The 23,137-nt window shown below is 49.0% G+C and carries 19 protein-coding genes; 7 read left to right on the forward strand and 12 right to left on the reverse strand.

What is annotated here, in order from left to right:
• Positions 1 to 57: 57 nt before the first annotated feature.
• Positions 58 to 351: a putative quinol monooxygenase gene (locus ACJJIS_RS00425; protein ID WP_282930872.1), complete on the reverse strand. Its 294-nt coding sequence runs from the start codon at positions 349 to 351 to the stop codon at positions 58 to 60.
• A 171-nt stretch (positions 352 to 522) separates the two neighbouring features.
• Between ACJJIS_RS00425 and ACJJIS_RS00430 the strand changes: the two genes are divergently transcribed.
• Positions 523 to 1,506, forward strand: coding sequence for a LysR family transcriptional regulator (locus tag ACJJIS_RS00430; RefSeq protein ID WP_475709194.1), 984 nt, complete (start codon positions 523 to 525; stop codon positions 1,504 to 1,506).
• 127 nt (positions 1,507 to 1,633) lie between these two features.
• Here ACJJIS_RS00430 and ACJJIS_RS00435 read toward each other — a convergent pair whose 3' ends face one another.
• Positions 1,634 to 3,136, reverse strand: a complete 1,503-nt coding sequence (locus ACJJIS_RS00435; RefSeq protein WP_475709195.1) for a S8 family serine peptidase — start codon at positions 3,134 to 3,136, stop codon at positions 1,634 to 1,636.
• 383 nt (positions 3,137 to 3,519) lie between these two features.
• On the opposite strand from ACJJIS_RS00435, the gene ACJJIS_RS00440 reads away from it, so the two are divergent.
• On the forward strand, positions 3,520 to 4,470 hold the full coding sequence (locus ACJJIS_RS00440; protein ID WP_444959510.1) for an IS5 family transposase: 951 nt from the start codon (positions 3,520 to 3,522) through the stop codon (positions 4,468 to 4,470).
• 351 nt (positions 4,471 to 4,821) lie between these two features.
• Here ACJJIS_RS00440 and ACJJIS_RS00445 read toward each other — a convergent pair whose 3' ends face one another.
• Both ACJJIS_RS00445 and ACJJIS_RS00450 read right to left on the reverse strand, forming a co-directional pair.
• Complete coding sequence (locus tag ACJJIS_RS00445; protein WP_475709196.1) at positions 4,822 to 7,650, reverse strand: M16 family metallopeptidase; 2,829 nt, start codon at positions 7,648 to 7,650, stop codon at positions 4,822 to 4,824.
• 244 nt (positions 7,651 to 7,894) lie between these two features.
• Positions 7,895 to 8,293: a globin gene (locus tag ACJJIS_RS00450; protein ID WP_413663658.1), complete on the reverse strand. Its 399-nt coding sequence runs from the start codon at positions 8,291 to 8,293 to the stop codon at positions 7,895 to 7,897.
• A 581-nt stretch (positions 8,294 to 8,874) separates the two neighbouring features.
• Here ACJJIS_RS00450 and ACJJIS_RS00455 point away from each other — a divergent pair.
• From ACJJIS_RS00455 to ACJJIS_RS00465, 3 genes are all read left to right on the forward strand, one after another.
• A complete protein-coding gene (locus ACJJIS_RS00455) occupies positions 8,875 to 10,038 on the forward strand; it encodes a phosphoglycerate kinase (RefSeq protein WP_444906980.1) in 1,164 nt (387 codons plus the stop codon).
• 89 nt (positions 10,039 to 10,127) lie between these two features.
• Positions 10,128 to 11,192, forward strand: a complete 1,065-nt coding sequence (fba, locus tag ACJJIS_RS00460) for a class II fructose-bisphosphate aldolase (protein ID WP_282930878.1) — start codon at positions 10,128 to 10,130, stop codon at positions 11,190 to 11,192.
• A 114-nt stretch (positions 11,193 to 11,306) separates the two neighbouring features.
• Positions 11,307 to 12,290 (forward strand): alpha/beta hydrolase, encoded by a 984-nt coding sequence (locus tag ACJJIS_RS00465; RefSeq protein ID WP_413663656.1) that lies wholly within the window; start codon positions 11,307 to 11,309, stop codon positions 12,288 to 12,290.
• A 468-nt stretch (positions 12,291 to 12,758) separates the two neighbouring features.
• Here ACJJIS_RS00465 and ACJJIS_RS00470 read toward each other — a convergent pair whose 3' ends face one another.
• The 8 genes from ACJJIS_RS00470 to serA all read right to left on the reverse strand — a co-directional run bounded on the left by ACJJIS_RS00470 (position 12,759) and on the right by serA (position 20,539).
• On the reverse strand, positions 12,759 to 13,199 hold the full coding sequence (locus ACJJIS_RS00470; protein WP_413663655.1) for a DUF6326 family protein: 441 nt from the start codon (positions 13,197 to 13,199) through the stop codon (positions 12,759 to 12,761).
• Complete coding sequence (locus tag ACJJIS_RS00475; RefSeq protein ID WP_475709197.1) at positions 13,196 to 13,927, reverse strand: DUF4386 domain-containing protein; 732 nt, start codon at positions 13,925 to 13,927, stop codon at positions 13,196 to 13,198. Before ACJJIS_RS00475 ends, ACJJIS_RS00470 begins: the two co-directional genes overlap by 4 nt.
• A 440-nt stretch (positions 13,928 to 14,367) precedes the next feature.
• A complete protein-coding gene (locus tag ACJJIS_RS00480) occupies positions 14,368 to 15,540 on the reverse strand; it encodes an MBL fold metallo-hydrolase (RefSeq protein ID WP_444906982.1) in 1,173 nt (390 codons plus the stop codon).
• 147 nt (positions 15,541 to 15,687) lie between these two features.
• Positions 15,688 to 16,137 (reverse strand): cupin domain-containing protein, encoded by a 450-nt coding sequence (locus ACJJIS_RS00485; RefSeq protein ID WP_444895817.1) that lies wholly within the window; start codon positions 16,135 to 16,137, stop codon positions 15,688 to 15,690.
• A 138-nt stretch (positions 16,138 to 16,275) separates the two neighbouring features.
• Positions 16,276 to 17,058, reverse strand: coding sequence for a LytR/AlgR family response regulator transcription factor (locus tag ACJJIS_RS00490; RefSeq protein ID WP_444915277.1), 783 nt, complete (start codon positions 17,056 to 17,058; stop codon positions 16,276 to 16,278).
• Positions 17,055 to 18,131, reverse strand: coding sequence for a sensor histidine kinase (locus ACJJIS_RS00495; protein WP_475709198.1), 1,077 nt, complete (start codon positions 18,129 to 18,131; stop codon positions 17,055 to 17,057). The genes ACJJIS_RS00490 and ACJJIS_RS00495 overlap by 4 nt, the downstream gene beginning before the upstream one ends.
• Positions 18,132 to 18,182: 51 nt before the next feature.
• Positions 18,183 to 19,091 carry an EamA family transporter RarD gene (gene rarD / locus ACJJIS_RS00500; RefSeq protein WP_444895820.1) on the reverse strand — a complete coding sequence of 303 codons (909 nt, stop codon included), beginning with the start codon at positions 19,089 to 19,091 and terminating at the stop codon, positions 18,183 to 18,185.
• Between the two features lie 200 nt (positions 19,092 to 19,291).
• On the reverse strand, positions 19,292 to 20,539 hold the full coding sequence (gene serA / locus ACJJIS_RS00505; protein ID WP_475709199.1) for a phosphoglycerate dehydrogenase: 1,248 nt from the start codon (positions 20,537 to 20,539) through the stop codon (positions 19,292 to 19,294).
• A 150-nt stretch (positions 20,540 to 20,689) separates the two neighbouring features.
• On the opposite strand from serA, the gene ACJJIS_RS00510 reads away from it, so the two are divergent.
• Entirely contained in the window at positions 20,690 to 21,352 is a 663-nt protein-coding gene (locus ACJJIS_RS00510) for a fumarylacetoacetate hydrolase family protein (protein WP_475709200.1), read from the forward strand.
• 86 nt (positions 21,353 to 21,438) lie between these two features.
• The gene (locus ACJJIS_RS00515) at positions 21,439 to 22,947 is read left to right on the forward strand and encodes an aldehyde dehydrogenase (protein ID WP_475709201.1); all 1,509 of its coding nucleotides are present in this window, start codon (positions 21,439 to 21,441) and stop codon (positions 22,945 to 22,947) included.
• Positions 22,948 to 23,137 lie beyond the last annotated feature (190 nt).

Raw genomic sequence — 23,137 nt, forward strand, 5'->3', positions numbered from 1 at the left:
TGTATTTATTAGCTCGGTGTTATCCAGGCGGGAACCTGGATAACACACCGAGTTTGATTAGTTATCAATCTCGGTCATTTCATTCAATACAAACTCTTCAACGGCGCCCTCGGTTGCCTTCATATAGTCTTCCAGGTGCTTATTGTTCATGTGGGTTTGCCACAGATCGCGAGTTTCCCAATTTTCATAAAACAGGAAGTGTGCAGGATTGTCATTGTCTTGATGAAGGTTGTAATTAATGCAACCAGCTTCTGCTCGTGTTGTATTAATGAGTTTTAACAATTCAGATTTCACCAGGTCAATTTTGTCGGCCTTGGCTTTAATGTTGGCAACGATAGTGAGCCTGCTCATGTGAACACCTCTTTGTTTCAATATGTGTTGGATTAAGGTTTGTACTCTTTTCCTTGATCCTTTCAGAGGAGACCTAGTGACTAGCTTAGCTGCCTCCTGGGTAAGGACTGGGATGTCGAGCTGATGAAGTCATTCTAGATCTAGATTACATCGCTAGAAACACTATAATCTTTGAATCTTTATCAAAAATATATTGAAAATATGCAGCTTGAAGACTTGAGGGTCATTCTTAAAGTGGCCGAGTTTCGCAGTATCACTGCGGCCGCCGCCAGTCTCGACTTACGCACTGCAACTGCCAGCGCAGCGATCAAGCGTGTGGAGAGCGCGCTGGGAGCGGACTTGTTTATTCGCACTACGCGGCAATTGCGGCTATCCAGTGCTGGGGAAAGGTTTATTCCCAAATGTGAGGAGGCCCTCCTGACTTTGGACCTCGCCCGGCAAAATCTCAAGGAAGACAGCGGTCAGATAGATGGCGAGCTTCGCATAGGTGCATCCTCGGACCTGGGAAGGAACCTTGTAACTCCCTGGCTCGATCAATTGTTGCAGGAACACCCGGGGCTGAGTCTAAGAGTGAATATCAGTGATAGCCAAGTGGACTTTTACCGGGATCCTGTGGATATCGCGTTGCGCTACGGCCCCCCAGCGGATGCCAACCTGTATGGTTTTAAGATTTGTGACGTGCCCCGTTTATTGTGTGCAACCCCGGCCTATTTGCAGGAAAACGGTTCCCCGCAAACACCGGAGGAGCTCTCCGCACATAATGGCCTTTTTTATCAACTTCACGAGATTGTGCACAATAATTGGGAGTTTTTTCGGGGCGAAGAGATATACAAGATACGTATGTCTGGGAATAGGTCGTCGAATGACGGTGACCTGGTGCGGCGTTGGTGTACCTCTGGCTATGGACTTGCCATTAAGTCATGTTTGGATATGTCTGCGGATTTACTTTCCGGTCAGGTAGTGGCCACTATGCGTGACTATAAACCCAAGGCGACGGAGCTATGGTTGGTATCTCCGGGGAGGCAGTCAATAACACCGACGGTACGATTAGTGCGTGATACTTTGAGAGAACGGTGTTCGGGGGTTTTAAAGCAGCTGCTCGCTGAGGGATTACTCTCTGAGAGCGATTTCCGTACGGGGGTGGATATATCTTGAGTCCCAAATAGTTTCTTAACCCTGTGGCTATCTATAAAAACTCTCAACAGGTTTTTCTCGGTTCTGACAAAGGAAAGGGGAGCTTTGCTCCCCTTTCTTACTCAAGCCCTATTTAATCCGAATAGGATCAGGAGCCGGAACAGCCGTAGGTATCCAAGTAGTCATAGGCTGCTTTTGCCTGGATGAGGCCGTAGCCGTAAGCATTATCTCTTCCCGCATCACCGAGGTCTTCGGCTGTAGCCGTTAGAGCGTTGCGGATATCTGTGTTGCTACAGTTGGGGAAGTGGCTCCATATCAATGCGGCAACACCGGCAACGTGTGGGGTAGCCATGGAAGTGCCATTGAAATATTCGTAGCTTGTAGCCTCATTTTCCAAATCTACGCTGGCACTCAGCTGCGTGAGTAGAGTTGCACCGTCAGTGTCAGAAATACCAACCGAAGGAATAGTGGTTACAGTATCGCTCAGGGTTGCGCTGGAGAGTAATCCCTCTTCATTGTTGTAAATAATCGCTCCGATACCACCACCGGACTCACAATTTAAAACTTTCTCCGCAAAGCTGATATTGCCTCGCGCAATCAGGCAAATCTTACCTGCCGCACTGGTGCAAGCGGATTCAGCCGTACCACAGTCTTCCATTGAACCGGTGATTGCACCAGCTGGGGTGCCTGATATTGGGGCTGATTCGATGTCAACACTGCCGACGGTTAAGCTAGAGATTCTGCCAGTATCAGTGGGAACAGAAGATAGAACCTGCACACCGGGCGCGGAGAGTTCTACTTGGTTGGTCTGCTGAGAGGAGGACCAGATAGCTTTATCGCTATCGATAGCACCGACGGATACAACAGAGGAGTATGAGGCTGGGTAGGAGTGCGCAGTGTTACCGTCGTTTCCGGCTGCCGCGATGGACAGGATTCCCTGGCGATTTAGGTTGTTAAAGGTTCGTCTTTCGAGGAAGTTGGCACTTTCACCGCCCAGACTCATATTGATGACGTTAGCACCATTGTCGGCACAAACCTCTGCGGCTGCCATTAGGGAGGAGGAGTAGGCCCAGCCGTCGCCATCAAACACTTTTACAATATGCAGGTTAATATTACTGCTGGGCATCACGCCAACGACACCGGTACCATTATTCATCGCAGCGATAGTGCCGGCCACATGGGTACCGTGACCGCTTTGATCTTCATACCAGTTACCTGCGCCGCTTGGGTCACTGGTACCAGTGACGGCGTTTCCGGACAAATCTTCGTGAACCAGGTCGTAGCCGGAATCAATAATACAGACTGTGCGGTTGCCGGCCTGAGTATCACCTAGTTGATCTGCCTGCACCATGGTGATTCCGTAGGGGGTTTCCTGGGACATCGGATACCGCTTAACGTCTTCTTCAATAAAAGCAACATCCGGGTTCGAGCGCATTTCTTTTAGGGTTGTTGCAGACATATGTGCTGCCATCGCATTCTGGCGGCGTATTTCAACAGCCTGTCTTCCGCCTCTCTTCTTCATAAAGGACTTAACGGATTCGCCTTTTCCCTGCTTGAAAGTCACGATATAACGCTTGTCCTCAGCAGTGGCGTTGCCGGTCACGGCGAGCGCTAAAATGCTGGCTGCAAATACAGACAAGGATTTATTCATTAGATGCTCCTGAAGATTTCTATGTTTATTGTTGCTTTTGTCGACGTTCTAATTTCAAGTTTTTTTGGTTGTTGATATTCGCTTGAGCGTCGAAGTGGGGAATCTATCAGGCTTCTCTTGTCGTATGAATAATTATTTTTAGGTTGTTGTTATTTTTGTTTTTTTGTCGGGATTATATTTTGTTTTGTTTTTGTCTTTTTAAGGATGTTTTTAATTGTTTTAAAGTTTGATTGAAGCTTTTGTTTTTTTTTCTGCTGGGTTTTTAGGTTGTTTCTATTTCTGGGTGAGGCGTTAGGCTTTTGATGTTGAAGCTCTAAGGAACCTCTGAATAATTCTGAGTCAATTTGGTAATATTCACCTACCCATCAAGACTACGATGAATCATGCACCAAGTCACCTTTGCCGAAGCAGAATATAAGCTAAAGCGTCGTATAACTCGCCGAGAGAAGTTTCTTTCTCAAATGGAAACCCTCGTCCCATGGCAGCGACTAGAAGCTCAGATCACTCCTTGTTACCCACAAGGTAAACGTGGCCGACAGCCATATCCATTGAGTGTCATGCTTCGTATTCATTGCATGCAGCTATTTTACAATCTCAGTGATCCCGCTATGGAAGATGCACTGTATGAAATTGAATCCATGCGTAGTTTTGCTGGATTGACTTTGAGTAGCCCAATTCCCGATGAAACAACGATTCTTAACTTTCGCCACTTACTGGAGCTCAATCAGCTAGGTGCAGCTCTTTTTGATGAAATCAACAAACACCTTGCTGAGAATGGGATGGTACTGCGTGAAGGCACGATTGTAGATGCCACTATTATCTCTGCGCCAACTTCAACTAAGAATGAAAAGAAAGAACGTGACCCGGAAATGCATCAAACAAAGAAAGGCAATCAGTGGCATTTTGGGATGAAAATGCATATCGGGGTTGATGATGTGCTCGGAGTAATACATAGCATAGATACAACAGCAGCGAATTCGCATGATGTCACAACCACAGAGCGAGTTCTCCACGGGGAGGAGAAAAGAATCTGGGGAGACTCTGGGTACATTGGTGCGGAGAAACGTGAAGAGTTGAAAGAGCGGGAGGCGGATTGGTATATAGCAATGAAGCCGAGCAAGCTAAAAACTCTTCCAGGGCGTGATGCACTCCGTAAAGCGGAAAAGATCAAGGCGCAGATAAGAGCGAAGGTCGAGCACCCCTTCCGCTACATCAAACGGGTATTTGGTTATGACAAGGTCCGCTATCGGGGACTGGTAAAAAATACTGAGAGGCTGTGCTTACTGGCAGGCTTTACCAACTTATTAATAGGGAGAAAATACTTGGCTGCCTAGGGGTGGTTCGCCTGAAACCCACCTATTGAGGGTTTCAGATGAAAAATTAGGGGACTATTACGCGAAAATTACGCGTTTGTGCGTAATAAAGTGAATTTTTCAAGCAGCTCAGCTTAATTCTGGAAAAATGCTTCGTTGATCAGAGGATCCCTAATTGTCATGCTGGTATTTAATAGAGGGTATTGTGAGCTGGAGAAAGGAGTTTTAGTTTGAATGTAGCATGTCAATTATTTTTGACTAGGTGAGTAGCATTAGGGAGTGTTTCTATTCTTCATTGGTATTCATCCGTTTGGAACGATAGAAGGCGGCCAGTCATACATGAGGGTACAGGCTGGCCGCTATTGCTAGCTTTTATCCCTCTTCGGTTGAAGATGCGCTAGGTAAATCCTTATCTACTTTGAGCTCGGTAATAGATCCCATACCAAGTTCACCAATTTTATCTTTTATCTTGGTTTTGTCTCCAACGATAATCCAGGTAAATTGATCAACTTTTAGAGTGTCTCGAGCGAGCGAATGGATCGAAGATAGATCGACATTGCGAACTTCATTTGCATAATCTTCCATATAATTCAAAGGTCGATCATAGGTGACCATGCCTGAAATAGCCCCTGATACAGCTCGAACTGTTTCAAAACGGCCGGGCAATTCATTGATTCGCTTGTCTTTAATTTTCTGCAGCTCGTCTTCTTTTGCTGGAGAATTGCCGACATAGGCTTGGAGCTCTTTGTAAAGCTCTTTTAAAGATTCACTGGTCTTGTCCGTTTGAACAGGTGCATAGACTAAGAGCGGTTGCTGTCCTTTGGCCCCAGTCATAAATGAATAGGCTCCATAAGCCCAGTGCTTATCCTCCCGCAAATTCATATTAATTCGCGCGGTAAAAGTGCCTCCAAATATATCATTCATCATATGTAAGGCTTCTCGCTGTGGCATCGTTTCCGACGGAGCCAGGAGACCGCCAATAATTATGCTCTGTTCAGCTCCCGGTTTATCAATTAGATAAATTCTGGTTTTTTCTGGGTGCGCAACCTGTTGTAGATTCTTTGTAGGTAACGGTTCTTCGGGTGCTTTCCAATCCGCAAAGTGCTGCTCTAATTTTTTTGTCAGATCACCCATGCTGATATCTCCGACTGCAACCAGAGTGGCATTATCGGGGCGCATCCAGGTTTTGTGGTAATTTACCAGATCTTCACGGTTCAGGGAGCTGATAGAGCTTTCTGTTCCCGAACCGGTGAGAGGAACTGCATAAGCATGTCCTTCACCATATAAAAGAGGTGGCAGATTCCGCAAAGCCATGTTTACCGGCTGGGTTTTTTCCTGCTGGATTCCAGCTATCCATCGAGCACGTTTCCGCTCAATCTCTTCATCGGAATAGGCTGGATGCATTACGATATCGGCAAACAAGGATATGGAGCTATCGAGATTGTTTTTTAATGCGTTGAGCCGTACAGAAGAAGTATCAATGTTCGAACCAGCCGAGATTCTGGCCCCTAACATTTCTGCTTTGGCATCAATCTCTAAGGCGCTTAATTTTGTAGTCCCTTCCTTTAGCATAGACATGGCATAGCTAGAGGTTCCCAATTTAGCACCCTGGTCTGCAGCGTAACCGGCATCAAATATAAGGCGAATATCGACTACTGGCGCAGAGTCGCGTTGGGCAAGTATCACTTTTAGACCGTTAGAGAGTTTCGTGGTCTGTAATTCTGGAAATGGGATGCTGGGGAATTCACCGGTATCGGGTAATTTAGACCTATCTGCACCAGTCTCGGAAGTAGTGTATTTGGGGAAAGGGTGTACTTCCAGATTATAATCACCACTGGAAAGCCATTTTACTGCGGCTTCTTTTACCTTTTGAGGGCTGGTGTTTTGCATTTTGGTTAACGCTTCCAGGTAAGCGTTGGGATTGTCGAGGTAGAGTTCACCCCGAGCCAAAATTACGCCCTTACCGCCCCAGCCACCTACCTGCTCGAGGTTGCGTGCTTGGGATGCATAGTGGCTCATATTAACCCTTGCAAGTTCCTCTTTGCTTGGCCCTTCCTTGAGAAAACGTTGTAGTTCTTCCTCAATAGCGGCCTCTACTGTTGCGAGTTCAATCCCGGGCTTAACATCGGCAACAATAGGGAAGATGGAAGACAATTCAAATTCATGCAGCCCAATATTAACTTTGGTAGCGATTTGATCTTCGTATACGAGGCGCTGGTAGAGCCGGGAGTTTTTTCCATCCCCCAAAACTGCTGCTGCCAAAGCAATAGCTCCAGCATCGTCGTGAGCTAGATTAGGGGTATTCCAGACTTTATAAAGACGCGATTGAGCAACTTGATCAAACATCTGCTCACGGCTGGACTGATCTCGCTTGGCAATCCACGCTTTTTTCTTGATAAGAGGAGGGCCGGAGGGAATGTCGCCAAAAAAATGGGCTGCTTTTTCTTTTGCTGTTTCTACATCAATATCACCGGCAAGTACTAGTACGGTATTAGCTGCGCCGTAATACTGTTTAAACCACTCGTGAACATCTTCAAGAGAAGCTGCATTCAGGTCTTCCATTGAGCCGATGGTGGTCCAGGAGTAGGGATGCCCTGCTGGATAAATTGCTTTCTGCATCCGCTCCCATACTTTCCCATAGGGCTGGTTCTGGCCTTGGCGCTTCTCATTCTGCACAACGCCACGTTGCTCATCGAGTTTTTCCTGAGTAATTGCGCCCAATAGATGACCCATTCGGTCAGACTCCATCCATAGAGCCATGTCTAAGGCGTTGGTGGGTACTGTTTCGAAGTAATTTGTACGATCCAGCCAGGTGGTACCATTCATACCAGTTGCACCAGCTAGTTCAAACGGTTTAAAAAACTCGTCATTATAGTTTTCTGAACCATTGAACATCAGGTGCTCAAACAAATGCGCAAACCCTGTTCTTCCAGGTTTTTCATCTTTTGAGCCAACGTGGTACCAAACGCCCACGGAAACAATAGGAGCCTTGCGATCCTCATGGACGATTACACGCAGGCCATTGGGCAGAGTAAATTTCTCATAACCTATTTTTAGGGACTCAAACTTATTTTCTAAATTCTCGGAGGCAAACAGATCTTTCTTGGCCTCGGGGTTTTTATTATTTTGGGGAGCGTCACTGCAAGCTGAGAGCGTAATAGAGAGCACTAATGGAATGCCGTACTTCCGTACCGTTTTCATAATAGTTTCCTTGTCCCCTTTTTCCTTCAGGAGAGAGTTATCGTTCCATGGCATTAGTTTTTATAGTTCTAAACTGGCATTAGATGATTTTCTTTGTACTTCTATTAAATTTGATTTGGAACCCCAAACCAGCATTAGTAAACCCTGCATTGATATAAGCAGAGAAAAGCTGCCAGAAAGCCTGATAATAAATGGCCGGCTTGAGGCTTAGCAAATTTAAGTTGTACTTTTTGGAGAGTACAACTCAGTAGGCTTGGCGTATGATTTCTATACCCGGAAGGATTGCTCGATTCCAGGCAGCGTCAACTTCTGGCGAGTATTCCTCGTCGTGCTGCCTAATGGTGGCGAGTAGGGCGTCGAGCCAGAGGCGATACCATTCTGGGCGGATATTATAGCCGTTGCGATCGTGACTTTTACCCAAAGCGCGCAGCTTGGTGTCTGGCATGCCGCGTGAATAAAGCACCAGCTGCATAATGCCGTTACGCAAAAGATGGCGCTGGGCTTTCATATCTGTATTGGCAAAGAGCTGACGGATGTCTGTAGAACTTCCCATAAAACGATCATAAAAATCCACAAAAAACTGTTCTTTATTGCAACAGCGTCCATAGCTTTGAAAAACGATATCACTATCCGTTGGTTGCATCGTTTTGGTTACCTCTTATGTTGGCCACCCTCAGTTTTACTTTTAAGTGGCCTCTGTGACTAATATGCATTTGGAAGGGGGGCGGCGATTCTAGCGATCGAATTTAGAAGCGGGAAGTACAATTTGGCTGTGCCTGCTTGTTATCTGGCGTAATTAATTAGTAACTCTCTGTGTGTGAATGGCTGATTCAGGGCTGATACTCTGAGTTCTATAAGGCTTTATTTACATTGTCTGGTGTCGATTGCTACTTGAATCGCAATTACATGGCCTTTTATTTATTTAACTGGCTTAGGTAGTCCTTTGGAGGTTGGAGGATTGATCCTGAAAGTACTGCCATTAGTTGGCGTTAGGTGGCAATTCTGTTTGAAGTAACTACTTGCTTACCTCCTGGGCGAACAGCTATCAACTAAGGTCGCTTTTGACTTGATGACCCCTAAGACAGTATCAGCTGCGCTAATAATGCGTAGATTGGCTGATATAACAACGTATTCCCCTGTTTTTAATATCGGCATCAATAGGTTCCAGTTGATATAATCGCCGCCCACATTTTTCAGTTAATCGAAGTAGAAGAGGATTGGCTAATGGCGGTCAAACTGATGGCAGATCTCGATCTCGCTGGTAAGCGCTTACTTATCCGTGAGGACCTGAATGTACCGGTTAAGGACGGTCGTGTAACTTCCGATGCACGTATTCGCGCGGCACTACCGACGATAAAAGCCGCCATCGAAGCCGGGGCTAAAGTGCTGTTGATGTCCCATCTGGGGCGCCCCACAGAGGGTGAGTACGCGGAAGAATTCTCCCTGGCCCCGGTCGCCGCACACCTGGGTGAGCTGTTGGGCCGTGATGTGGCGCTGGTCAAAGAGTGGCGCGATGGCGTTGAGCTGGCCGATGGGGAAGTTGCCCTGCTGGAAAATGTACGTTTCAACAGTGGTGAAAAGAAGGACGATGAGTCTCTGGCAAAGGCCTATGCCCAGTTGTGCGATATCTTCGTGATGGATGCCTTTGGTACTGCCCACCGGGCCCAGGCTTCCACCCATGGTGTGGCTAAATTTGCACCGGTTGCTTGCGCCGGCCCTCTATTGGCTGCTGAGCTGGACGCATTGGAGAAAGCCCTGGCTGAACCGGCGCGCCCGCTGGTTGCTATTGTTGGTGGTTCCAAAGTTTCTACAAAATTGACGGTACTCGAAAGCCTGGCTGACAAAGTCGATCAGCTGATTGTTGGTGGTGGTATTGCCAATACCTTCCTGGCAGCCAGCGGCAAGCCAGTGGGCAAGTCCCTTTGCGAGCACGATCTGGTAGATACCGCCAAGGCCCTGATGCAGAAGTGTGATATCCCTGTACCTACCGATGTCGTCACAGGCAAAGAATTCAGTGAATCCGCCGCAGCGGAAACCAAAAGTGCCGATGCTGTGGTTGAAGACGATATGATCTTTGATATCGGCCCGAAATCCTCCGAGCAACTGGAAGATATTCTCAGCAGTGCGAAAACCATTATCTGGAATGGTCCTGTAGGTGTGTTTGAATTTGACCAGTTTGGCAACGGTACCGAGCACCTCTCTAAAGCCATTGCCGAGAGCGCAGCGTTTTCTATAGCTGGTGGCGGCGACACCCTGGCAGCTGTGGATAAGTATGGCATTGCCGACAAGGTTTCCTATATCTCCACGGGTGGCGGTGCCTTCCTTGAATATGTTGAAGGTAAGAAGCTTCCAGCGGTCGCTATACTGGAAAGCCGCGCACAAGACTAAATAACGAAAAATAAGGCCTGTCGCAATTTGCAGGCAGGTCATAAAAGCAAAAATACAAATACTACGAGTAGACGAGAAAGGAATTAATTATGGCTCTTATCAGCCTGCGCCAAATGTTGGACCATGCCGCAGAGCATGGCTACGGTGTACCTGCATTTAATGTAAACAATCTAGAGCAGATGCGTGCGATTATGGAAGCGGCCAAAGAGACCGATTCTCCAGTAATCGTTCAAGCTTCTGCGGGCGCCCGCAAGTACGCCGGCGCTCCCTTCCTGCGCCACCTTATCCTTGCGGCTATTGAGGAGTTCCCTGAGATCCCGGTAGTTATGCACCAGGATCACGGCACCAGCCCCGCCGTTTGCCAGCGCTCTATCCAACTGGGCTTTAGCTCAGTGATGATGGACGGCTCCCTTGAGGAAGACGGCAAGACCCCGGCTTCTTACGAGTACAACGTAGATGTCACCAAGCGCGCGGTGGATATGGCCCACGCCTGTGGTGTTTCTGTTGAAGGTGAGCTGGGCTGCCTGGGTTCCCTGGAAACCGGTATGGCTGGAGAGGAAGATGGTGTTGGCGCTGAGGGCAAGTTGTCCCACGACCAGCTGCTGACCGATCCGGAAGAGGCCGCTGACTTCGTACAGAAAACCAAGGTGGATGCCCTGGCAATTGCCTGCGGTACCAGCCACGGTGCTTACAAGTTTACTCGTCCGCCCACCGGGGACATCCTGGCCATCGACCGTATCAAAGAGATTCACGCTCGTATTCCAGGCACCCACCTGGTAATGCACGGTTCCTCTTCTGTACCCCAGGAGTGGCTGGCTGTAATCAATGAGTTTGGTGGTGAGATCCCGGAAACCTACGGCGTTCCTGTTGAGCAGATCTGTGAAGGTATCAAGTACGGTGTGCGCAAGGTCAATATCGATACCGACCTGCGTTTGGCCTCGACTGGTGCCACACGTCGCTTCCTGGCTCAGAACCCATCTGAGTTTGACCCGCGTAAGTTCTACAAAGCCGCTATGCAAGCGATGAAGGAAATCTGTATCGCTCGTTATGAGGCGTTTGGCACTGCTGGTAATGCCAGCAAGATTCGCCCTGTTAGCCTCGATGTTATGAGCGAACGCTACGCTGCCGGTGAGCTGGAGCCGCAAATCAAGTAACAGTCTTCCACTGTTGCGAAGAGGTGGGCTCTATGCCCACCTTTTTCTTTTCAGGTTGTCTTTCCCGCTACGATATCACTACCCCTACCGCCAAAATGCAGTACCATTGCACTAATGGATACTTTGCAAGACCTCAGCACCTACGATAATAGCCCGGTAATAAAGCGCCCGGACTACTCTGCATTGCGTCAGAAGTTGCCTGAACTGGATTTCGGCGCTGACGAAACCCCTCTGTGCAAAGAGCTGCGGGATTATCGTAATTTTTACGATTTGCATTTTCCCCGAGCCCATAAGACCGGGGTAGGCACTTTTAAAGTTGCCGGATTTGAACTGGTTTCACAGTATTGGATGGTCGAGAAACCCAAGGGCACCTTGTTTATTTGCCACGGCTATTTTGATCATACGGGTATTTATGGCCCGGCAATCCGCTTTGGCTTGGAGCGGGACCTCAATGTAGTGATTTTTGATTTCCCCGGACATGGTTTATCCAGTGGTGAGCGTGTTGCTATCCATACTTTCCTGCAATACCGCCAGGCGTTTGATGGACTGTTGGAAATTGCGCGAAATAAGTTGCCCGGGCCCTGGCATGCAATGGGCCAGAGCACCGGTGGCGCTGCACTACTGGCCCATCTGCAATACAGCCGCTGGCAGCCTCTGGATAAGGTCTTTTTGTTGGCTCCCTTGGTAAGGCCATCAAACTGGGCCTGGCTAAATCGCTGGAAATATTATGTGGGCCGCCTGTTTATCCGCGAACCCGGCCGGGCCTTTACGATTAATACCCACGATGTGGAGTTTTCTCGACGTCAGGCACTTAGGGACCCCCTTCAATCTCAATCAATCTCTATGAGCTGGCTCAGGGCGATGGTGGATTGGTTGCAGACATTTCCCCGCACGGCACGCAACCCGCGCCCGATCCTTTTGGTTCAGGGAACGGATGATAAAACCGTTGATTGGCGTTATGGTCTTCATGCTGTTCGGAATCGTTTTCCCAATTGCCACCGGGTATTGATACGCGGTGCCCGGCACCAGATGATTAACGAAACCCAACCTTATCGCCATCAAATATTAGCGGCGATGGATGAGTGGTTAACCAAATAGGCTGTGAGCGATAACTTGTATCGCTCAACTCGCAGAGTTTTGACCTGCACTTTTCACTCGGAAAGCCTTAGCGAATCTACTTAGGGAGCCTCTGAATAACTCCGTGATACCTCTGGCATACAGAGCGGTTCACAATCAAGGCGCGGCTTCGCAGGAATGTCTAGACCTTTCAAGAAGTCGCAACGCTGAGTGTGAGTCGCTCTGTAAGCCCCGAAGGGCGGGCCTTGAAGGCCACAGCTGCTGCGTTGCAGCTCTTGCAAAGGACTAGGCCATTCGCGGCTAGCTGCGCCTAACATCTGCAGCCTTCAAGACCCGCAGAGGCATTACGGAGTTATTTAGAGGCTCCTTAGTTAGAAGAAATGAACACTCTGTAAATTTCCCCGATAAGGTCGAAGACGCCATCCATGCCTTATGCGGCGGTGCCCAAGTACAATATGTTCTTTCCTTCTCCTTTGGTCAAAAACTCTATTAATACTCCTCATGAGGCCAGCGCCAAGCCAGCCAAATAATAGCTAATTTGAGAATAATCTCGATAAATCCCAGATAGAAGTAGAAATACCAGGTGGACATTAAAAATGTTACAAATAAGAAAATAATGAAAGCTGAGGATGTAATAATATTTATCCAGCGAGAGATAGATGGTTTAAGTAATAAAGTAAGGGCAACCATAATACAGGGGAGTGACACAATGATTGATACAGTAAGTAGTGACTCTTGTGTGACCGCTCCAAATGGCCCGAACCCCTCAATTATTCTATCTATTTTTCCTGTCCTAAATAGCCCAAAGAAATCCCCATAGATGTAAAGTAGTACTACTGAAGCCCATAGCCCGGCTATTTTAATCTTAACATCTATATGACTGTCAGTGAGCTTGGTCGATGTGCTCTTTAAGTTGTCTTTATCGTTCATGACATTCCCTCGATCTTACTGGTAGATAACTTTTGATTTGATTCGGTAATAGTTGGTGGAGTTCTAATGCCCATAATTAGTAACCATAGACAGGTTCCGATCTCCCCTAGAGAGGCGGGTACTCTAATAAAAGCGGGGATTTGATATTCAGGGAAAAGTAAATTTGCGCAGAACCTTACTAAATAGCTAAGGCATCCTGCCATTAACAGTATGCCCAGTATTTTTGGTAGTAAGTTTGATTTGTAGACCAGGTATCCGAAAGGAAGTAACCATAATCCCCAGAGAGCATGGATTATTTGGATTCCGTTACTATACGATTTTAATAACAATAATACCTGGGTATAAATTTGTTCTTTTTCAAAAGCTAGGAGATATTCTGCTCCGCTAAGAAGTGTGAGAGCATCAACTTTGTTAACTATATTGAGTAGAGTAAATGGAATACTGGTGAGAGCAAAAATAACCATTAACAACGCACATCCTCTATTTACAGGTGCAAGTGTGCGATATAAAGCTAGTGGCAGTATTGAAAATAGTATATAGAGAAGTATCCCGCCTAAAATTCCTAATCTATATAGAAATTCATATTCCAGGATGTTTTGCGCTGTTAATGATGCATTTTCCCACGCTGTGGGAATTTTAGAAGGCACATATACTAAAGAAAATATTCCCAACAATATAGTAAGTAAATAAATAAGCCCAGAAAGTCTGGCATATTCTTTTTGAGTCATTTTATATCCTTGTAAAATCAAATTGACAGATAGAGAGCCAATAGTCGGTTAGGTCCTAGTCGCGGTACCCATATAAAGGGGACTGCGATGAAATTCCAACCACGGTAATCAGCTGGAATTTCATAAGAAGAATATGGTCAGCAAAGACGTACTTATGGTATTGTTCCGTTGTGAATAGAGGTAAAGATTCTGTATCGCTAACGGTACTGAGACTATTGGGTGTGCGGTACTAGCTATTGACGCCATGGTGGTCTCTTTAGAGTCACTGTATGCAAAGAAACCTATTGGAATATTGAGTTGTGCGCTACCCAGCTAGGCATAGGCTGCGGAAAGCGTGGTTTGAAGTGCGGAATAGTGAGATAAGTGATTTGGGATGGTATGGCCATCCAGAAGCTTTGTGAGTCGCCAACCGTATGCGGCTCACACTGTTTAGCCTGCTGTTAATCGGGTTGTTGACTGGCTTTCTTGGATTCGGAGGGACTCGGTGTGGAGGCTGGCTTCTTGCGGGGTTTATCACTTTTCTCCGAAGTCTGTTTTGCACTTGTGGGAACTTTGTTAGTAGGGTATTCAACCTTACAGGTACCCTGTCCATTGTCCGATAGCACAATTTCATCCAGGTCATCCATTACCCGAATTGGGCCCGAATAGAATTTACGCATTCCCTTAATAAAGCCGATCTTGTCAGCTTCAGTAACGGGGGGTGGTATTAGGTGTGTTAAGGCAACCGATTTTACTCCCGCTTTGGTTGCCATCTTGGCAATGTCCAGAGTATTGGAATGGTAGTGGATAATTTGATTTGCCTTCTCATATCGCAAACGAGCGCGACGGTTATCCCCGGTTTGCTTCAGCTTGCTGATGTATTGGGCATAGCTGAGAGCCTCAGAAATCAGTAGATCGGCATCCCGTTCAATTGGCTCTAGCGCATCGAAAACATGGGTATCACCAGTAATGATGACTTTACAGGGGCCAAAACGTATCTCGTAACCAAATGCGGGAAAAACCGGTTCGTGATGTACGGCAAACACAGAGACATAAGTATCCCTGTGGTGCCACACATCTTGTACGACCTCGCTTTGATCCCCGGCAATATTCACTAGGTGGGGAGTGGCGACCGCTAGGACTGGATCGAGAATTCCCTGCCTATTTGCCGATCGAAAAAGGATGTCCGGCCCAAAACTCTTGTTAATTCCATCCAAAATGCGATGGATGCCGTAGGGTCCGTAGACATTAATAGGCGAGTCGGCACCAACAAACCAGGACTCGTTGATCACCATGGCCAAACCACCAAAGTGATCCGAGTGCCAGTGGGTAATAAAAATGGGGTCCAGCTGGGCGAGATTAAGGCCGAGCTGGCCAATTCTTGCTGTAGCTCCTTCGCCGGCATCGACGAGGAATAGTTTCCCACTGCTGCGAATAGCAACGCAGGCGGGATGGCGCAAGTATTGATAGCCCGGATCTGGCGTGCCAGTTCCACAAAAGTAGATGTGCATTTTGCCATCATCTTCCACATAAGGTGGGTAACGCTTCAGAGATTCAGGCTGCTCGGCCAGGCTTGAAATCGCGAAAAACACCCCGAGGGCAAGAGTGGCAAATATATCAACGATCAGTCGCATGGTTTTATAGATTCCAGTCGGTGCGGAAAATACATACCAAGGATATGCAGACATTTTTAAACGTACAAAAAAATGATTAACAATTTTGGTCAAGTATGTAGATGACGTGGACTCATGCCTTGTAAAGGATCAGGATTTAGGCTGCTATTAACTTAGTTTGTCATCAGGATTTTTATAGATGGTGGTTGGCTGTCCTTCCAGGCCGGAGTAAAAGAGAATAATAGTTACCGGAGTATCACCATCATTGCGCCCATAATGCCATTTGTCGGTAACTTCGATAAATGCCTTACCTGCCCCCAGAGTAAGCGTTTCCTTCTGTCCTGGGAGTACAATGGTTAAAGTGCCCTCTGCTACATAGACACCATTTAGCACTGGATGCTTGTGTACGGGCATCTGTTCGCCCACCGGGATAGTAACGCTAACAATCGTTAATTCCGGTTGCCCCGGTTTCATTTTTGGTAGGGAATGTCCTTCCCAGTCCTTTGTAGAGGAAACTAGAGTTTCAAACTTTACGTCGTTGGTTTTGTCCTGGCCAAATATATTTTCCGAGATAAATGCAAGTGTCAGAATAGCAAGGAAAAGCAGGTGGCGGCTCATTGAACTTTCCGGCAATCTTATGGAGATTTATGTAATTCTCGTTCAAGAATTAATGCTGTCCAATAAATTCGGGATAATCTCTACGGACCTACGTCGGAGAAAAAATTGGCTTTTAAATGCCCCCTACTAAAAAACTGATTACATTTGGCGGAATAGATGCAAGTAACGCCGGCTTACGGGGAGTATTTCTTCCCTATTTAGCAGGGTAATTTGAGCGGTATCTCCGTCCCTTATTACATGGCGAACGGCCTTTAAATTGACGACAACAGAGCGATGAACCTGGGCAAAGAGTTCGGGGTCAAGTTGGTGGGTTAGATCCTTTAATGGCGTGCGAATACAGGCTTCGAGATTGTTATTGCCGGATTCGCTCCAGGCGACCAGGGTATACTTCTCATCTGAACGTAAATAGTGCACATCTTCTACCGGTATCATCCGCAATTGCTGGCCTATGGAAGCGCGAATCCAGCGCAGGTATGGTTTGTCTTCCTTGGATTGAAGCTGTCTCGCTAATTGCTCGAGTAACTCCTGTTGATGATTGACGGGTTTGCAACTGCTGAGCCTTTCCCTAAGCCGCTCGGCGGTATCGGCGAGCCGCTCAATCTCTACCGGTTTTACCAGGTAGTCCAGTGCACCCTGGCTAAAAGCTTCCACGGCGTAGTTGTCGTATGCGGTAACGAAAACTAAATGGGCCCGACGCCCGATACTCTGGGCTGCCTCAATACCGGACTTACCCGGCATATGGATATCCAGAAAACAGATATCGGGCTGCTTTTCTTCAAATAGTTTTACGGCTTCACGACCATTGCGGGCCTCCGCAACAACCTTCAGCTCCGGCCAGACACTTTTGAGTTTGCGGACCAAAGACTGGCGCAGCAGTGGTTCATCGTCAGCTACTAAGGCGGTGGTGGGCGTGGCACTCATATTTGCTCCTCGGCGGGGAATAGCAATTCGGCACAAAGACCTGTGGGCTGTTGGTCGATCAAACGCAAGCCTGCACTATCGCCATAGGTCAGTTGTAGCCGCTCTCTCAAAGTTGCCAACCCTGTCCCGAGACTGTTGGAATTGTCCTGGATGCCGATACCGCTATCGGTGACGGTGGCAATACAGAGGCCCTGTTCCAGCTTTATTTCAATATCAATGCGTCCCCCTTCCTCACTGGGGTCTATGCCATGGCGGACGGCATTTTCAACCAGTGACATCAGAGACATGGGCAGGCAAGACTGACTTCGCACCTCGTCATCAGCGTTGATAGAAAATTCCAGGCGATCCGGCATACGCATTTGCATCAGGCCCAGGTAAGCCTGCACCAGAGTTAGCTCTTGCTCGAGGGTACTTTGCTCCGACTCAAGTTTCGGTACTGCGGCGCGCAGGTAGGCAATCAGGTTGTTCAGTAGTGCGGGTGCCTGAGGGGATGAAGACTCTACCAGCTCTTGTACATTGGCGAGTGTATTAAATAAGAAGTGTGGGGCCACCTGGGATTGCAATAAACGCAGCCGCGCATTGAGCGCCTGGTGCTCCAGGGCACCCCGCTGCCGTTCAAAAAGTTGCGCCTGCTCTCGTACAGCAATATCCCGCTGGCGCAACAGCGCAGACATAGCGAGCCAGGGCCCGAATAACATGCCGGTCACCGCTATCAGGAGAAAACTCCAGTGTCGGCTGTGGTCCTGCCAAAGTGGAAGTGCCCCCGGTTCTGTCAAGGCAGGGGACAGGATCAGCAATGTCAGTGGAATAGAGATTGCCACACCCACCACCTGTATTACCCAGCGAAGTAATCGTTGAGGCAAGTTGCGCGGCCACTGCTCGAATAGGCAAAAAGTAATCAGTGCTGATATGGCAGCTGTGCTGGTTTGAAGTAGGAGCTCTGTATAAGTACCTTTCCAGCCGAAGCTGAGTAGCAGGGTCCAAAGCAGAGTAGCGAGCAAAACAGTCAGCGACCGCTGCCTGCTGGGTAGCAGTCGCACTTGAGCTGGGTTGGCTGTCGGCGAGTAATTCATGATGGCCGCCTTTGGTTAATTTAGGCGGCCATTCTTACACAGGTTTTACCGTTAAAGCGCTGCCTTACCTTGTAGATGCAGCTTTCTCCGCTGTGCCAATGCGTCGACTGAGTAGAGCGCTAGACCCAGCCAAACAAACATAAAGGTGGTGAGCTTTTCTTCGCTGAAAGACTCACCCAATACCTGGGTGGCGACCACCAGCATCAGTGTGGGGCCGATGTATTGCAGGAAACCCAATGTGGATAAGTTGAGCCTGCGCGCGGCGATCGTAAACAGCAGCAGGGGAACCAGGGTAATGGGGCCGGCAAAGAGCAGTAAGCTGTTTAACTCCAGGCTGTTGTTCAGCAAGTTGCTGGTGGGGCTGTCGCTCCAAAACAGGTAGATCACGGCCACTGGCAATATAAAGAGAGTTTCTACCGCGAGGCCGGTAAGGCTTTCCACAGGGGCCTGCTTGCGGGCCAAACCGTATAGCGCAAAGGAGCAGGCCAGGAACAGGGCAATCATCGGTATGCGACCAAACTGCCAAAGCTCATAGGCAATGCCGGTAGCGGCCAGCGCTACAGCGATCCATTGCAGTCGCCGCAGTTTCTCACCCAGGAACAGGACCCCCAGCAAAATATTGATCAGTGGATTGATGTAGTAACCCAGGCTGCCCTCGAGCAAATGGCCGTTATTGATCGCCCAGATAAACACCAGCCAGTTACCGCCGATCAATACCGTGGTCAGGGCCAGCATCCGCATCTTCTTGCCATCGCGCAGGGTCGCCAGAAAGTCCGGCATTTTGCGTACAATCAGCAGAATACCAATAGCGAGTACCAGCGACCAGATACTGCGGTGGGCAAGGATTTCCGCAGCGGGAATATCCTGTAATTTATTGAAGTACAGTGGCGCCAGCCCCCAAATGAGGAAGGCGGAAATCCCGGCGAGAAGGCCGGTTGAGGCGGAATCATTACTACGCAAGGGAGCACCTGCTGTGGATAACTCTGGCTTTGGTTCAGGGGTGGCACGTGGATGTGGTCACCTGGGCCTGAAGCAAAAGAATAGGTCTGGCCATTGTAGAAGCGGTGGCCGGGGGGGATCAATCTTTTTTACCGCGAGGAAGGCTCCGATTGGCGTGTCATTGGCGGGTATTTGTGGGTACCCGCCAACGACCGAAAGGCTTAGAAAAGCACGCGGCAGCGCAGGGTGCCGGGGATACTCTTCAATTTTTCCAGTGCCAGATCAGAATACTCTGCGTCCACATCGATCACTACATAGCCCACTGTCTCATTGGTTTGCAGGAACTGTGCGGAGATATTGATGGCATTTTCTGAGAACACCTGGTTGATGGCGCTCAGTACACCGGGCACATTCTTGTGAATATGCAGCAGGCGGTGGGTATCCAGGTGACCGGGCAGTGCAACTTCCGGGAAGTTCACAGAACTGGTGGTGGTGCCGTTGTCGGAGTAGTGAGCGAGTTTCTCCGATACTTCTGTACCGATATTCTCCTGGGCCTCCACAGTGGAGCCACCTACGTGAGGGGTCAGCAGCGCCTTATCGATTCCGCGTAGGGGAGAGACGAATTCGTCGCTGTTGCCACGGGGCTCAACCGGGAAGACATCGATTGCCGCACCGGCCAGGTGATTGCTCTTCAGTGCTTCTGCCAAGGCATCAATATCTACCACAGTGCCGCGAGAGGCATTGAGGAGAATACTGCCGGGCTTCATCTGCGCGATCTGCTCGGGGCCCATCATCATTTTGGTGGAAGGCAACTCTGGTACATGCAGGGAGACCACATCGGATTCCGCCAACAATTCCGGAAGTGAGTTTACTTGGGTGGCATTGCCCAGCGGCAACTTGGTAATCACATCGTAGAATCTGACTCGCATCCCGATAGCTTCGGCCATAACAGAAACCTGGGAGCCGATAGCGCCGTAGCCGATAATGCCCAAGGTTTTGCCCCGGGCCTCATATGAGCTCACCGCTGACTTCTGCCAGCCGCCGCGATGACACACAGCATTTTTCTCTGGAATACCGCGCAGCATAAAAATAGTTTCGGCAATAATCAGCTCGGCAACGCTGCGAGTATTGGAGTAGGGCGCATTAAATACCGCGATACCCAGTTCCGTCGCCGCCTGTAAATCCACCTGATTGGTGCCGATGCAAAAACAGCCTACGGCTACCAGCTTGGACGCGTGTTCCAACACTTTGCGGGTTAACTGGGTACGCGAGCGAATACCGATAAAGTGCGCATCGGCAATTTTCTCGATCAATTGATCTTCAGGCAGGGAGGTCTTGAGGTACTCCACATTGGTGTAGCCTCGGGAGCTGAGTAAGTCGACGGCGGACTGGTGTACGCCCTCCAGCAACAGGATGCGGATTTTATCTTTTTGCAGGGACTTCTTTTGATCGGAACTGTGCGGAGCCATAAACTATCTCTTCACTGAGTGCGAATAACAGGTGCAAAGTGCTTAGATCACTTCTTCGGGGGTGCCGCAATTTTGGCGAAGGCGCGATCATAGCACATGCAGCCTCCAAGGCTTTATTCGAAATTTCTATCCTAACTATCTTGTTTATCTATGTACCAACATCAATTTACCTGTGGCAGTGAAGTACCGTTTGGTTTGGGGAAGGTTGTCTGTGTGGGGCGCAATTACGCAGACCACGCGGCGGAGTTAAATAATCCGGTGCCAGAAGAACCCCTGCTATTTATCAAGCCGGCAACAGCCGCGGTACCTATGGTAGAAACCATCCATTTACCAGTGGGGCGCGGCAGTTGCCACTTTGAAGGGGAGCTTGCCCTGTTGATTGGTAAACGCTTGAGTAATGCCAACGTGGCAGAAGTCCCCGGGGCAATAGCAGGCTTGGGCCTCTCCCTGGATTTAACTTTGCGTGACCTCCAAGCGAAGCTGAAAAAAGCGGGACATCCTTGGGAAAAGGCCAAGGGGTTCGATAAGTCATGTCCACTTTCTCCCTTTGTGAAACTCGATTGGTTGCCGGACTGGGACAAGCTCAGCTATTCCCTATGGCTGAACGGTGAACTGCGCCAGCGGGGTAAAACCGAAAATATGCTGACACCAATTCTCGATCTGGTGGCCTATGTCAGCAGTTACTTTACGCTCGAACCCGGCGATGTGGTTTTGACGGGCACACCGGCGGGAGTGGGCGAATTACACCACGGCGATAATCTGGCAATGCAGTTGGAAGATGATTGGCTGCGTGTGGAAACGCAGGTGGCCTAATTCGCGACTATGATATGACTCTTTGATTTGTGATCACATTTTCGATATAACCGGGAAAACTATCTCCAAATTAAATGAGGTGTGTCATGTCAGCGAAAAATAATATCCCCCAAAACCTGCAGGAATGGCAGGCTCTGGCGGCCTCACTGAAGATCGAGGGCCGTGCCTTTATCAATGGCAGCTATGCCGATGCCCTCTCCGGTGAAACTCGCGCCACTTTTAATCCCGCAAATGGTGAAGAGCTGGCGCAAATTGCCAGTTGCGGTCCAAATGATGCGGACTTGGTGGTAAAGGTGGCTCGGGAAACCTTTGAGTCTGGCGTCTGGTCGAAAATGCCGCCAATGCAGCGCAAAAAAATTATGGTGCGCTTTGCAGAGTTGATTGAAGAGAACCTGGTGGAAATTGCCCTGCTCGAGAGCCTCGATGCGGGTAAGCCGATTGGCGATACCATGGCCGTGGATGTCCCTGGAGCGGCCACTACGATTCGTTGGAGCGGTGAAGCAATCGACAAGATTTACGATGAAGTGGCCCCGACCGGCCCCGGTGAGCTGGGCTTGGTTACCCGTATGCCTCTGGGGGTGGTGGCTGCCATTGTGCCCTGGAACTTCCCTTTATCCACCACCGCCTGGAAACTGGGGCCGGCCCTGGCCACCGGCAACAGCGTTATCCTGAAGCCCGCGTCTAACACACCGCTGACAGCGATTAAGCTGGCGGGCCTGGCTAAGGAAGCAGGCCTGCCGGATGGCGTGTTAAATGTGCTACCGGGACCGGGAAGTAGCTTGGGCAAGGCCTTGGGTCTGCATATGGATATCGATTGCCTGACCTTTACAGGCTCCACCGAAGTAGGCAAAACCCTGACCGAGTACTCAGGTCAGTCCAACCTCAAGCGTACTTTCCTTGAGCTCGGCGGTAAAAGCCCGAATATTGTATTTGCCGATGCAGATCTGGATAAGGCGGCAGAAGCTGCGGCCCTGGCCATTTTCTACAACCAGGGGGAGACCTGTACCGCCGGATCGCGTCTGCTGGTTGAAAAATCTATTGCCGATGAATTTATTCAAAAGGTGGCTAAAGCGGCAGAGTGCTTTAAGCCCGGGCATCCGCAAAACCCAATTACCCGTATGGGTGCCCTGATCGATCGCAGCCAGTTTGATACGGTTGAATTTTACGTGGCCAAGGGCCTGGAGCAGGGTGCCCAATTGGTTTGCGGCGGCAAACCGGTAGATGAAGTAGCAGGCGGTTACTACTATGAGCCAACGGTATTTCGCGGTGTCACCGGTGACATGACGATCGCCCGTGAAGAAATCTTTGGCCCGGTACTGTCTGTTATCGAGTTCGAGACAGAGGAAGAAGCACTCGCCATTGCCAACGACTCAATCTACGGCCTGGCGGCGGGTATCTGGACCAATAACCTGGGGCGTGCCCACCGTATGGCCCGGGATATATACGCCGGCTCTGTTTGGGTAAATAACTATTTTGGCGGTGATATCACTGTACCATTTGGCGGTTTTAAGCAGTCTGGAAATGGCCGCGATAAGTCGCTACATGCGCTGGATAAGTACTGTGAACTCAAGTCCACCTGGATTGATTTGAGTTAGCTTCTCAGATTTGAGGGCCGGACTCCCGGTCCTCATGCATTTTTCCCACTCACGCCGGAATTACCACTAGACATACAGGGCTCCGGTGTAGTCAGTGTTTATCTCCCTCTACCTCCATACCAGCTGCCGGATCGACGCGCAGTGGATTTTCTGGCGTGAATTATCTAGTCAGCTATACCTAACTTATTGC

The organism is Microbulbifer maximicatervae (SeqCode) (assembly GCF_056231245.1).

Excerpts from the sequence above, each read along its gene's own strand:
- ACJJIS_RS00480 (WP_444906982.1), bottom strand. The coding sequence starts at position 15,540 with ATGCGACTGATCGTTGATATATTTGCCACTCTTGCCCTCGGGGTGTTT.
- ACJJIS_RS00455 (WP_444906980.1), top strand. The coding sequence starts at position 8,875 with ATGGCGGTCAAACTGATGGCAGATCTCGATCTCGCTGGTAAGCGCTTA.
- ACJJIS_RS00425 (WP_282930872.1), bottom strand. The coding sequence starts at position 351 with ATGAGCAGGCTCACTATCGTTGCCAACATTAAAGCCAAGGCCGACAAA.
- ACJJIS_RS00475 (WP_475709197.1), bottom strand. The coding sequence starts at position 13,927 with ATGACTCAAAAAGAATATGCCAGACTTTCTGGGCTTATTTATTTACTT.
- serA (WP_475709199.1), bottom strand. The coding sequence starts at position 20,539 with ATGGCTCCGCACAGTTCCGATCAAAAGAAGTCCCTGCAAAAAGATAAA.
- ACJJIS_RS00490 (WP_444915277.1), bottom strand. The coding sequence starts at position 17,058 with ATGAGTGCCACGCCCACCACCGCCTTAGTAGCTGACGATGAACCACTG.
- fba (WP_282930878.1), top strand. The coding sequence starts at position 10,128 with ATGGCTCTTATCAGCCTGCGCCAAATGTTGGACCATGCCGCAGAGCAT.
- ACJJIS_RS00485 (WP_444895817.1), bottom strand. The coding sequence starts at position 16,137 with ATGAGCCGCCACCTGCTTTTCCTTGCTATTCTGACACTTGCATTTATC.
- ACJJIS_RS00515 (WP_475709201.1), top strand. The coding sequence starts at position 21,439 with ATGTCAGCGAAAAATAATATCCCCCAAAACCTGCAGGAATGGCAGGCT.
- ACJJIS_RS00450 (WP_413663658.1), bottom strand. The coding sequence starts at position 8,293 with ATGCAACCAACGGATAGTGATATCGTTTTTCAAAGCTATGGACGCTGT.
- ACJJIS_RS00445 (WP_475709196.1), bottom strand. The coding sequence starts at position 7,650 with ATGAAAACGGTACGGAAGTACGGCATTCCATTAGTGCTCTCTATTACG.
- ACJJIS_RS00510 (WP_475709200.1), top strand. The coding sequence starts at position 20,690 with ATGTACCAACATCAATTTACCTGTGGCAGTGAAGTACCGTTTGGTTTG.
- ACJJIS_RS00435 (WP_475709195.1), bottom strand. The coding sequence starts at position 3,136 with ATGAATAAATCCTTGTCTGTATTTGCAGCCAGCATTTTAGCGCTCGCC.
- ACJJIS_RS00440 (WP_444959510.1), top strand. The coding sequence starts at position 3,520 with ATGCACCAAGTCACCTTTGCCGAAGCAGAATATAAGCTAAAGCGTCGT.
- ACJJIS_RS00495 (WP_475709198.1), bottom strand. The coding sequence starts at position 18,131 with ATGAATTACTCGCCGACAGCCAACCCAGCTCAAGTGCGACTGCTACCC.
- ACJJIS_RS00465 (WP_413663656.1), top strand. The coding sequence starts at position 11,307 with ATGGATACTTTGCAAGACCTCAGCACCTACGATAATAGCCCGGTAATA.
- ACJJIS_RS00470 (WP_413663655.1), bottom strand. The coding sequence starts at position 13,199 with ATGAACGATAAAGACAACTTAAAGAGCACATCGACCAAGCTCACTGAC.